An 11,591-nucleotide genomic window follows, 5' to 3' on the forward strand; every position below is an offset into this window, starting at 1 on the left:
GCGCTTACTTGAGCGGAATCGTCGTGCCCGGCGGCACCGGCACCGCGGTGACCGCATTCTTCGGGCTGCCGCTGACGATGCGATCGCTGTAGGTCAGATACACGAGCGTATTGCGCTTCTTGTCGACGACGCGCACGACATGCAGCGTCTTGAAGATGAACGACATGCGCTCGCTGAACACGTCGGTCTGCTGCTTCAGCGGTTCCTTGAAGCTGATCGGGCCGACCTGCCGGCAGGCGATCGACGCTTCGCTCGGATCCTCGGCGATGCCGAGCGAGCCCTTGATGCCGCCCGTGCGGGCGCGCGACACGTAGCACGTGACACCGGCGACGCCCGGATCGTCGTACGCTTCGACGACCACGCGGTCGGAGCCCGTCACGCGGAAATGGGTGTTCACGCTGCCGACTTCCTCCGCATGCGCGAACGGCGCGGCGGCGCAGCAGGCAAGCAGGGTAGCGGACACGACGGAAAGGAGACGGGGCTTCATCGACTGAACCGGAGGCGAATGCGGGACAGAAACTCTAGCATGCGCTGCGGATGCGATGGCGGGGCCGGAAAAACAAAAGGCCCGTCGAATGACGGGCCTTTCGCTGTCTGGCTCCCCGACCTGGGCTCGAACCAGGGACCTACGGATTAACAGTCCGGCGCTCTACCGACTGAGCTATCGGGGAATAAATCGGTTATCTGCGTTTGCGTCGCCATCGAAAAACCCGCTTGCTGCAACGGGCCTTTGGCGTTTTTGGCTCCCCGACCTGGGCTCGAACCAGGGACCTACGGATTAACAGTCCGGCGCTCTACCGACTGAGCTATCGGGGAACAAACAGCAGAGAAACGAGATTGTATGGACTGTTGGCTAGGCTGTCAACAGTTTCGAGCGGCTGCGTACTAAAATTTTTTTGCAGCCGCCGTTCGATCAGCGCTCGAGCAGGTGCAGCTTGTCCTGCACGTCCTTCCACTCGTCCGCGTCGGCCGGTGCCGGCTTCGTCTTCGTGATCGACGGCCAGACCTTCGCGAGTTCCGCGTTCAGCGCGGTGAACTGTTGCTGGTCGCCCGGAACGTCTTCTTCGGCATAGATCGCATTGGTCGGGCACTCGGCGACGCACACGGCGCAGTCGATGCACTCGTCCGGATCGATGGCGAGAAAGTTGGGACCTTCACGGAAGCAATCCACCGGGCACACATCCACGCAATCCGTGTATTTGCACTTGATGCAGCCTTCGGTCACAACGTGAGTCATTAAAACGCTCCTGCTTGGCGGTGTCGGTATATATGGGGTGGCGTTGACGCCAAAAGCGGCATTGTAACTGATGCGCAAAACCCGCATCGCGTGCTCGGCTTTCCCGCTTATACCGTTTCGTGATTAGTTTATGGGGCGCAGCGCGCGCCGGCGGTTTCGCGATGGTCCGGCACGCATTCGGGTAACATGGCCGGCAGACCGGGCGGCGCGCGGTGCGCCGGCACTGGTCACGATACTGGCGGTGCCGTCATCATGATCATCACTTCGCTGCTCGACACGGATCTCTACAAATTCACGATGATGCAGGTCGTCCTGCATCACTTCCCGGCCGCAAGCGTCGAATACCGCTTCAAGTGCCGCACGCCCGGCGTCGACCTCGTGCCGTACATCGACGAGATTCGCGACGAGGTGCGCGGGCTGTGTGCGCTGCGCTTCACGGACGTCGAACTCGACTATCTGCGGCGGATGCGCTTCATCAAGAGCGATTTCGTCGACTTCCTCGCGCTGTTCCATCTGAACGAGAAATACATTTCGATCACGCCGTCGCCGAAGGGCAACGGCGAGATCGACATCGAGATCAAGGGGCCGTGGCTGCACACGATCCTGTTCGAGATTCCGGTGCTCGCGATCGTCAACGAAGTCTATTTCCGCAACACGCAGCGCGAGCCCGACTATCGCGAGGGCCGCGAGCGGCTGCGCGAGAAGATCAAGCTGCTCGGCGCGAAGCCCGAATTCGCCGATTGCAAGATCGCCGACTACGGCACGCGCCGGCGCTTCTCGAAGGTCTGGCACGAGGAGGTCGCGCTCACGCTGCGCGACGGGCTCGGCGCGCAGTTCGCGGGCACGAGCAACGTCTACTACGCGATGAAGCACGGGCTCACGCCGCTCGGCACGATGGCGCACGAATACCTGCAGGCGTGCCAGGCGCTCGGCCCGCGGCTGCGCGACTCGCAGACCTACGGCTTCGAGATGTGGGCGAAGGAATATCGCGGCGACCTCGGGATCGCGCTGTCGGACGTCTACGGGATGGACGCGTTCCTGAACGACTTCGACATGTACTTCTGCAAGCTGTTCGACGGTGCGCGTCACGATTCGGGCGACCCGTTCGAGTGGGGCGAGCGGATGATCCGTCATTACGACGCGAACCGCTGCGACCCGCGCACGAAGGTGCTCGTGTTCTCGGACGCGCTCGACATCCCGAAGGTGATGCAGCTGTACGAGCGATTCCGCGGCCGCTGCAAGCTCGCGTTCGGCGTCGGCACGAACCTGACCAACGATCTCGGCTACGTGCCGCTGCAGATCGTGATCAAGATGGTCCGTTGCAACGGGCAGCCGGTCGCGAAGCTGTCCGATTCGCCGGGCAAGAGCATGTGCGACGACAAGGCCTATCTCGCGTATCTGCGCCAGGTGTTCGGCATCGCGCAGCCGGCCGACGAGGACGCGGCGTCGTGAGCGCCGGCCGCACGGCCGAAGGTGCGTGCGCGAAGAGGCGGCCGGTATAATCCGGCCGGTATCGAACGCCAACGTCACGAGGACGCTTCATGGACACTTCCGCTGCCCGTCGCCACATCCTCGCGCGCATCCGTGCGGCGCAGGGCCGCGCGGCCGAGCCGGATGCGGCGGAACGCGAGGGCGTCGCCGACTACCTCGCGCGTCATCCGCAAGGGCCGCGTCCGCCGGTGCCCGACGATCTCGTCGCGGCCTTCATGCAGGAAGCGGTCGCGATGGCGACGACCGTCGACGAAGTCGGCTCGCTCGCCGACGTGCCGGCGGCCGTCGCGCGTTATCTGTCCGCGCAGCAACTGCCGATGCGCGCCATTGCCTGGCGCACGCTGGCCGATCTCGACTGGGCGGCGGCCGGGCTGTCGGTCGAATGCCGCAAGCCGGTCGACGGCGATCTCGTCGGGTTGACCGGCTGCTTTTGCGCGACGGCCGAAACGGGCTCGCTCGTGCTGCTGTCCGGCCCCGACACCTACGCCTCCGCGGGGTTGCTGCCGGAAACGCATATCGCGATCGTCCCTGCATCGCGGATCGTCGCCGGCCATGAAGACGCCTTCGCGCTGATTCGCGCCGAGCGCGGCGAATTGCCGCGCGCGGTCAACTTCGTGTCGGGTCCGTCGCGCACCGGCGACATCGAACAAACCATCGTGCTCGGCGCACACGGTCCGTATCGCGTCCATGCGATCGTCGTACGCGGCGCGTGACGCGTTCGCCAGCACCGAACAACCACAAGGAAGACTCCGCATGAAACGACATGCCGCGTGGGCGGGCATGGCGTCGGGGGCTGCGCTCGGCGCGGCGCCCGCGTTCGCTTCGGCCGCGACACTCGACGGCGCCACGCTGTCCGCACTCTGGGGCATCCCGTTCGCCGGGATCCTGCTGTCCATCGCGTTGTTCCCGCTCGTTGCACCGGCGTTCTGGCATCACCATTTCGGCAAGATCGCCGCCGCGTGGGCGGTTGTGTTCCTCGTGCCGTTCGCGTTCGCGTTCGGTGCGGGCACCGCGTTCGGCACGCTCGTGCATGCGCTGCTCGAGGAATACGTGCCGTTCATCGTGCTGTTGACCGCGCTTTACACGGTCGCCGGCGGCATCTGCGTGAACGGCAATCTGCACGGCACGCCGAAGCTCAATACCGCGATCCTCGCGCTGGGCACGCTGCTCGCGAGCGTGATGGGCACGACCGGCGCCGCGATGCTGCTGATCCGGCCGCTGCTGCGGGCCAACGACAACCGCAAGCACGTCGTGCACGTCGTGATCTTCTTCATCTTCCTCGTCGCGAATGCGGGCGGTTCGCTGTCGCCGCTCGGCGATCCGCCGCTGTTCCTCGGCTTCCTGAACGGCGTCGGCTTCTTCTGGACGACGGTGCATCTGGCGCTGCCGATGCTGTTCATCTGCGTCGTGCTGCTCGCGCTGTTCTTCGCGCTCGATACGTACTTCTACCGGAAAGGCGGCGAGGAGCGGCCGGCCGCGCTCGATCCGACGCCCGACGGCGGCGCGCTGTCGATCGACGGCAAGATCAACTTCGTGCTGCTGGCGGCCGTGGTCGGCCTCGTGCTGATGAGCGGGATCTGGAAACCGGGGATCGCGTTCGACGTATGGGGCACGCACGTCGCGCTGCAGAACCTCGTGCGCGACGTCGCGCTGATCGGCGTGACGCTCGCGTCGCTCGCGCTGACGCCGCGTTCCGCGCGCGAAGGCAACGCGTTCAACTGGGCGCCGATCGAGGAAGTCGCGAAGCTGTTCGCGGGCATCTTCGTGACGATTGCGCCGGTGATCGTGATTCTGCGCGCGGGCGCCGACGGTGCGTTCGCGCCGATCGTCCATCTCGTCACGGCACCGGACGGCAAGCCGATCGACGCAATGTATTTCTGGGCGACCGGCCTGCTGTCGTCGTTCCTCGACAACGCGCCCACCTATCTCGTGTTCTTCAACCTGGCGGGCGGCGACGCCCAGGCGCTGATGACGACCGGCGCGACGACGCTCGCGGCGATTTCCGCCGGAGCGGTGTTCATGGGCGCGAACAGCTACATCGGCAATGCGCCGAACTTCATGGTGAAGGCGATCGCGGAGTCGCGCGGCGTGAAGATGCCGAGCTTTTTCGCGTATCTCGGCTGGGCGGTCGCGATACTCGCGCCGGTGTTCCTGCTGACGTCGTGGATCTTCTTCACGGCGTAAGCTGACGATTTTCAACCTCACGCGGGCGGCTCCGGCGGCGCATGTCGCGTCGCGCGCCGTCCGCCGCATGCGGAGATGGCGATGCAGAAGATCCTCGTCGCGCGTCCGATCTTTCCGGACGTGATCGAACGGCTCAAGCAGTATTTCGACGTCGACTGGAACAACGGCGATGCACTCGCACCCGACGCGCTCGCCGCGCGGCTCGCCGACAAGGACGGCGCGCTGACGGCGGGCGATCCGGTCGGCGCATCGACGCTGGCGGCGGCGCCGCGCTTGCGCGTCGTGTCGAACATGGCGGTCGGCTACAACAACTTCGACATGGCGGCGTTCAACGCGGCGAACGTGCTCGCGACGAACACGCCCGACGTCCTGAACGAGTCGACGGCCGATTTCGGCTGGGCGCTGATGATGGCCGCCGCGCGGCGGATCGCGGAATCCGAGCACTGGCTGCGTGCCGGCCACTGGCAGAAGTGGGCCTACGACGGCTTTCTCGGCAGCGACATCTACGGGTCGACGCTTGGCGTGATCGGCATGGGCCGCATCGGCCAGGCGCTCGCGCGTCGCGCGCGCGGCTTCGGGATGCAGGTGATCTACCACAACCGGTCGCGCGTCGCGCCCGAGATCGAGGCGGAGCTCGGCGCGGAGTACGTGTCGAAGGACGCGCTGCTTGCGCGTGCCGATCACGTCGTGCTCGTGCTGCCGTATACGAAGGAAAACCACCACACGATCGGCGCGGCCGAGCTCGCGAAGATGAAGCCGACCGCGACGCTGACCAACATCGCGCGCGGCGGGATCGTCGACGACGCGGCGCTCGCGGCCGCGCTGCGCAACGGCACGATCGCGGCGGCCGGCCTCGACGTCTACGAAGGCGAGCCGAACGTGCATCCGGCGCTGCTCGAAGTGCCGAACGTCGTGCTGACGCCGCACATCGCGAGCGCAACGGAAAAGACGCGCCGCGCGATGGCGAACCTCGCGGCCGACAACCTGATCGCCGCGCTCGGCGAAGGGCCGCGTGCCGGGCAGCCGCCGAATCCGATCAACCCGGACGTGATCGGGAAGCCGCGCGCATGACGATCGCGTTGCTGGTAGCCGCGCTCGTCGTGCTGGCCGTCGCGCTGGCGGTGGCGGTCGTCGCGCTGGTGCGCGGCGGCGGCCGCCACGACGACGCGGCCGTGCTCGGCGACCAGATCGAGGATGCGGCGCACGCACAGGCGCGCGCACTGGAGCGGCTCGAACGCGAGCTGCGCGGCGAGATCGTCGAGAGCGCACGCGGCGCGCGCACCGAACTGGGCGGCAGTTTCGCGCAGTTTCAGCAGACGCTCGCGGCGCAGCTGACGAGCGTCGCGACCGTGCAGAACAACCAGATCGAAGGATTCGCGCAGCAGCTCGCGACGCTGGTCGCCGGCAACGCGCAGCAGTTCGACGCGATGCGCGACAGCATGTTGCGTCACGCGCAGCAGGCGCGCGAAGAGCAGACGGCGGCGCTCCGGGTGTTCGGCGACACGTTGCATCGGCAACTGACGCAGCTGACCGAAGCGAACGATCGACGCATCGGCGAAGTGCGCGCGACGCTCGAGCAGCGGCTCAAGGACATCGAAACCAACAACGCGGCGAAACTCGACGAGATGCGCCGCGTCGTCGACGAGAAGCTGCACGCGACGCTCGAGCAGCGGCTCGGCGAATCGTTCAAGCTCGTGTCCGACCGGCTCGAGCAGGTGCATCGCGGCCTCGGCGAGATGCAGACGCTCGCGGCCGGCGTCGGCGATCTGAAGAAGGTGCTGACCAACGTGAAGACGCGCGGCACCTGGGGCGAAGTGCAGCTCGAGGCGCTGCTCGAACAGATGCTGACGCCCGATCAGTATGCGAAGAACGTCGCGACGGTGCCGAAGAGCACGGAGCGCGTCGAGTTCGCGATCCGGCTGCCGGGGCGCGAAGCGGGCGTGCGCGATGCGCCGCCCGTCTGGCTGCCGATCGACGCGAAATTCCCGCGCGAGGATTACGAGCGGCTGATCGATGCGCAGGAGCGTGCGGATGCGGTTGCGGTCGAAGACGCGGCGCGCGCGCTCGAGGCCCGCGTGCGGCTCGAGGCGCGGACGATCGCGGAGAAGTACGTCGCGCCGCCGTACACGACCGATTTCGCGCTGCTGTTCCTGCCGACCGAAGGGTTGTACGCTGAGATTCTGCGTCGTCCGGGCCTGACCGATCTGTTGCAGCGCGACTATCGCGTGACGGTGGCGGGCCCGACCACGCTGACCGCGTTGCTCAACAGCCTGCAGATGGGGTTCCGTACGCTCGCGATCGAGCAGCGCTCGAGCGAAGTGTGGCAGGTGCTCGGCGCGGTGAAGACGGAGTTCGGCAAGTTCGGCGACGTGCTCGCACGCACGAAGTCGCAGCTCGAGACGGTCACGCGCTCGATCGAGGCGGCCGAGCAGCGCACGCGCGTGATGAACCGCAAGCTGAAGCAGGTCGAGGCGCTGCCCGGCGATGCGGCAGCCGGGCTGCTCGGCGCGGAAGCGGCGGACGGCGCGGACGCCGACGAGACCTGACCACGTATCGGCACACGCCGGTGCCGGTGCGGCGCCTGCCCATGAGACACGCCCGAGCCGATTTGCACCGGCTCGGGCGTATTACTTTCGGCGCTCGAATCGAACGGGCGAACGCCGCCTAGCGTGCGGCGAGCGCGTCGAGCGCATCGCCCGTCACGCGCACGATGCGCCAGTCGGGCAGCACGGTCGCGCCCATCTTCTCGTAGAAGTCGATCGCGCGCTGGTTCCAGTCGAGCACCGACCATTCGAAGCGGCCGCAGCGGCGCTCGACCGCCAGCGCCGCGAGCTGCCTGAGCATTGCGGTGCCGAGCCCGGTGCCGCGCTGCGACGGCTGCACGTAGAGATCCTCGAGATAGAGGCCGCGACGGCCGAGGAACGTCGAGTAGTTATGGAAGAACAGCGCATACGCGACGATCGCGCCGTCGCGCTCGGCGACGAGCGCTTCGGCGGCCGGATGCGCGCCGAACAGGGCATCCGCCAGATCGGCCTCGGTCGCGACGAACAGGTGCGCGAGCTTTTCGAATTCGGCGAGTTCGCGCATCAGCGCCAGGATCGCGCCGACGTCGCGCGCGTCGGCCGCGCGGATCAGCGGCGTGTCGCTCACGCTTCCTCCGGCGGGTCGGACAGCACGATCTCGATGCCGCCGAAGCGCGATGCGACCCAGTTGTACGCGTGGCACGCGATCCATAGCAGCACGAAGCCGAGGATGGCGTTCAGCAGCAGCGCGCTCAGGATCGTGCTCAGTTCGACCATCCCGTAGCGCACGTACGCGACGAGGATGCCGAGCAGCACGATCGGCACGCTGAACGTCAGATAGACGAGGATCAGCGCTTTCGCGGTCTGCCCCGCGGCGATCGACGAGATTTGTTTCTTCATGTGCAGAATGCCCCCGTAGAGAGATACCGATAGTTGGATTCAGAGTCAGATCAGGCTGCCGAACGGCAGGATGTCGACCGGGGCGCCCGCGTCGACTGCCGCGGCATCGTGGCCCAGGACGATGAAACAGTTGGCGGCCGCGAGGCCGCTCAGCGATGCAGAGCTCTGCGAGCCGGCCGGTGCGACGTGCCAGCGCCCGTCCGCTGCGCGCGTCGCGATGCCGCGCAGATATTCGGTGCGGCCCGCGCGCTTTTTCAACGCTTGCGTGGTGTACGCGGTGTACATCGCCGGCGGCGGCACGCAGGCGCCCGCGAGCGTCAGCAGCGCCGCGCGCACGATGGCGTCGAAGGTGACAGCGGAGGCGACGGGATTGCCGGGCAGCCCGAAGAACAGCGCGTGGCCCGGTGCGCCGTCGCCGCGCGCGAGCGTGCCGACGGCGAGCGGCCGGCCCGGGCGCAGCGCGAGGCTCGCGAACGTGACTTCGCCGAGCCGCGCCATCACGTCGCGCGTGAAATCCGCTTCGCCGACCGACACGCCGCCCGACGTGATCACCGCGTCGGCATCGCGCGCGACCGCGTCGCGCAATGCTGCTTCGAGCGCGGCCGGATCGTCGCGGACGATGCCGAGATCGAGCACGTCGACGTGCAACTGTTCGAGCATCGCAATCAGCATCGCGCGATTGCTGTCGTAGAGCGCCCCGCGTTCGAGCGCGGCGCCCGGCTCCCGCAATTCGTCGCCGGTCGAAAACACCGCGACGCGCACGCGGCGTCGCACCGTCACGTGCGCGATGCCGAACGACGCGAGCAGGCCGATGTCGGCGGCGCGCAGGATGCGGCCTGCCGCGAGCGCGCATGCACCGCGTGCGAGATCCTCGCCGGCCTTGCGGCAGTTCGCGCCGCGCGCGATTTCGCGTGCGGCGAAGCGGATTCCGTCGTCGTCGACATGCACGCGTTCCTGCGGAATCACGGTGTCGCATCCGGCCGGCATCGGCGCACCCGTCATGATGCGTACGCATGCGCCGGCCGGCACGGCGCCGTCGAACGGATGGCCGGCGAGCGCGGTGCCGACGACGCGCATCGCGACGTCGCCGTGCGCCGACGCGCACGCACCGCCGTCGAACGCATAGCCGTCCATCGCCGAATTGTCGTACGCGGGAATGTCGAACGGTGCGCGCACGTCGGCGGCGAGCACGCGATGAAGCGCGTCGCGCAACGGCACGGATTCGCTGGCGGCGACCGGTGTCGCGAAACGGCAGGCGAGCGCCTGCGCGTCGGCGAGCGACAGCGGCAGGTCGGAATCGGGTGCGGCTCGGGGAGCGGGCGAGGGTTGCGTGATCATCGTCGGACTGCGCCGCAAGGCGTACAGGGTTCGTGGCCGGAGGCGCGAGCAGTGTGCGTGGCGCGGTCGCGAGCGGCGGGGCGGCGCGCGGGAACGGCGGCGCCGGCGCCGTCAGCGGCGGGCTAGCGCGGCGAGTTCCTGCCAGGAGTTGGCATTGTAAAACGCACGCTCGTCATGAAACTCGACTTCGGTCGTCTTGTGGCGCGCGTACCACGCACGCACCTTGCGATCGCCGGCCGCGAGCCGCGCGGCGAGATCGACGGCCAGCGACGTGCGCAGCAGCGCGAACGTCGGCTGCGGCGAGCGTGCACCTTGGGCGTCGACGCTGACCGCCATCGCGATGTCCGCATGCTGCGCATCGAGCGCCGCGTGCAGCGCCGCGACGAGATCGGCGGGCAGATACGGGGAATCGCACGGCGCACACGCGACGAGCGGCGCGCTCGCGGCGCGCATGCCGGCCAGCAGCCCGGCGAGCGGGCCGGGGAAGTCGGCCGTGTCGTCGGGCACGACGCGCGCACCGAACGGCGCGCCGAGCGTCGCGTAGCGATCGAGATGGCGATTCGCGCTGATCAGCACCTCGTCGACCTGCGGGGCGAGCCGGCGCAGCACGTGCAGCGCGAGCGGCACATCGTCGAGCTGTTGCAGTCCCTTGTCGACGCCGTCCATGCGGGTCGCGCGGCCGCCGGCGAGCAGCAGGCCGGCGATCGGGGGGCGGGCGGAGGAAGCGGACATCGTGCAAAGCGACGGCCCGTTCAGCCGCCGATGTACGACATCTCGACGCGCTTGCGCGCGCCGTCGGCCGCGTCCGCCGCGGCGGCGCTGCCGCGCAGCTGCGAGTAGCGGTCGGTGCGTGCATGCCAGATGCGCGCGATCGCGGTCGCGATCTCGGCGTCGGTCGCGCCGCCGCGCACGAGCGCACGCAGATCGTGGCCGCTCGACGCGAACAGGCACAGATAGAGCTTGCCTTCGGTCGACAGCCGCGCGCGCGTGCAGTCGCCGCAGAACGCCTGCGTGACGCTCGAGATCACGCCGATTTCGCCGCTGCCGTCCGCGTAGCCCCAGCGCTGCGCGGTTTCGGCGGCCGTATGCGGCTCGAGCGGCACGAGCGGGAAGCGCTCGGCGATCCGCGCGACGACGTCGGCCGACGGCAGCACCTCGGTCATGTTCCAGCCGTTCGACGTGCCGACGTCCATGTATTCGATGAAGCGCAGGATCACGCCGGTGCCGCGAAAGCGCTCGGCCATCGGCAGGATCTCGGTGTCGTTCGTGCCGCGCTTCACGACCATGTTGACCTTCACGGGCGCGAGCCCTGCGGCCTGCGCGGCGAAGATGCCGTCGAGCACGTCGGCGCTCGCGAAGTCCGCGTCGTTCATCCGTTTGAACAGCGCATCGTCGAGCGCGTCGAGGCTGACCGTCACGCGCGTGAGGCCGGCGTCCTTCAGCGCGCGCGCCTTGCGTGCCAGCAGCGAGCCGTTGGTCGTCAGCGTGAGGTCGAGCGGGCGGCCGTCGCGCGTGGTCAGGCGTGCGAGCCGCTCGATCAGGAACTCGAGGTTCTTGCGCAGCAGCGGCTCGCCGCCGGTGATGCGAATCTTTTCGACGCCGTGCGCGACGAAGATCCGCGCGACGCGCTCGATCTCCTCGTGCGTGAGCAGCGCGCTGTGCGGCAGGAACGGATAGTCCTTGCCGAAGACCTCGCGTGGCATGCAGTACACGCAGCGGAAGTTGCAGCGATCCGTCACCGAGATGCGCAGGTCGCGCAGCGGCCGGCCGAACGTGTCGGCGAGCGTGCCGTCCGGCGCGTGCGGCACGCCGGAAACGTCCGGCACGCCGCTGACGTCGGCGAGAGGAATGATGCGTCGGGACATGTTGAAAGATAGGCGAACCAAGCCTGTATTTTAGCCGTAAGCCGCGCGCCGGGC

Annotated in this window: 12 protein-coding genes and 2 tRNA genes; 5 read left to right on the plus strand and 9 right to left on the minus strand. The window is 68.0% G+C overall.

Annotation, left to right across the window (positions count from 1 at the left end; genetic code table 11):
- Positions 1–4: 4 nt before the first annotated feature.
- From NP80_RS18340 to fdxA, 4 genes are all read right to left on the minus strand, one after another.
- Positions 5–487 (minus strand): CreA family protein, encoded by a 483-nt coding sequence (locus NP80_RS18340; RefSeq protein WP_006408127.1) that lies wholly within the window; start codon positions 485–487, stop codon positions 5–7.
- Positions 488–595: 108 nt separating this feature from the next.
- Positions 596–671, minus strand: a tRNA-Asn gene (locus tag NP80_RS18345).
- A gap of 69 nt (positions 672–740) precedes the next feature.
- A tRNA-Asn gene (locus tag NP80_RS18350) sits at positions 741–816 on the minus strand.
- Positions 817–913: 97 nt separating this feature from the next.
- Entirely contained in the window at positions 914–1,237 is a 324-nt protein-coding gene (fdxA, locus tag NP80_RS18355; RefSeq protein ID WP_012213808.1) for a ferredoxin FdxA, read from the minus strand.
- A gap of 252 nt (positions 1,238–1,489) precedes the next feature.
- Here fdxA and pncB point away from each other — a divergent pair, with 252 nt between their 5' ends.
- The 5 genes from pncB to NP80_RS18380 all read left to right on the plus strand — a co-directional run bounded on the left by pncB (position 1,490) and on the right by NP80_RS18380 (position 7,458).
- Entirely contained in the window at positions 1,490–2,689 is a 1,200-nt protein-coding gene (gene pncB, locus NP80_RS18360) for a nicotinate phosphoribosyltransferase (RefSeq protein ID WP_006401294.1), read from the plus strand.
- A gap of 89 nt (positions 2,690–2,778) precedes the next feature.
- On the plus strand, positions 2,779–3,441 hold the full coding sequence (locus NP80_RS18365) for a LutC/YkgG family protein (RefSeq protein ID WP_006411655.1): 663 nt from the start codon (positions 2,779–2,781) through the stop codon (positions 3,439–3,441).
- 40 nt (positions 3,442–3,481) lie between these two features.
- Positions 3,482–4,912 (plus strand): sodium:proton antiporter, encoded by a 1,431-nt coding sequence (locus NP80_RS18370; protein WP_006411659.1) that lies wholly within the window; start codon positions 3,482–3,484, stop codon positions 4,910–4,912.
- Between the two features lie 81 nt (positions 4,913–4,993).
- A complete protein-coding gene (locus NP80_RS18375; protein WP_006401291.1) occupies positions 4,994–5,983 on the plus strand; it encodes a 2-hydroxyacid dehydrogenase in 990 nt (329 codons plus the stop codon).
- Complete coding sequence (locus NP80_RS18380; protein ID WP_006408129.1) at positions 5,980–7,458, plus strand: DNA recombination protein RmuC; 1,479 nt, start codon at positions 5,980–5,982, stop codon at positions 7,456–7,458. The genes NP80_RS18375 and NP80_RS18380 overlap by 4 nt, the downstream gene beginning before the upstream one ends.
- A 118-nt stretch (positions 7,459–7,576) precedes the next feature.
- Here the strand turns inward: NP80_RS18380 and NP80_RS18385 are convergent, their stop codons facing one another.
- The 5 genes from NP80_RS18385 to moaA form a co-directional block, all read right to left on the minus strand.
- Complete coding sequence (locus NP80_RS18385; RefSeq protein WP_006401289.1) at positions 7,577–8,062, minus strand: GNAT family N-acetyltransferase; 486 nt, start codon at positions 8,060–8,062, stop codon at positions 7,577–7,579.
- Entirely contained in the window at positions 8,059–8,334 is a 276-nt protein-coding gene (locus NP80_RS18390) for a hypothetical protein (RefSeq protein ID WP_006401288.1), read from the minus strand. The genes NP80_RS18385 and NP80_RS18390 overlap by 4 nt, the downstream gene beginning before the upstream one ends.
- 45 nt (positions 8,335–8,379) lie before the next feature.
- Positions 8,380–9,672 (minus strand): molybdopterin molybdotransferase MoeA, encoded by a 1,293-nt coding sequence (gene moeA, locus NP80_RS18395; protein WP_006411654.1) that lies wholly within the window; start codon positions 9,670–9,672, stop codon positions 8,380–8,382.
- A gap of 111 nt (positions 9,673–9,783) precedes the next feature.
- Positions 9,784–10,404: a molybdenum cofactor guanylyltransferase MobA gene (gene mobA, locus NP80_RS18400; RefSeq protein WP_006401285.1), complete on the minus strand. Its 621-nt coding sequence runs from the start codon at positions 10,402–10,404 to the stop codon at positions 9,784–9,786.
- A 20-nt stretch (positions 10,405–10,424) separates the two neighbouring features.
- Positions 10,425–11,537, minus strand: a complete 1,113-nt coding sequence (gene moaA / locus NP80_RS18405) for a GTP 3',8-cyclase MoaA (RefSeq protein ID WP_006401284.1) — start codon at positions 11,535–11,537, stop codon at positions 10,425–10,427.
- Positions 11,538–11,591: the final 54 nt, after the last annotated feature.

Origin of the sequence: Burkholderia multivorans ATCC BAA-247 (assembly GCF_000959525.1) — a bacterium.
In the GTDB taxonomy this organism is placed as follows: domain Bacteria; phylum Pseudomonadota; class Gammaproteobacteria; order Burkholderiales; family Burkholderiaceae; genus Burkholderia; species Burkholderia multivorans.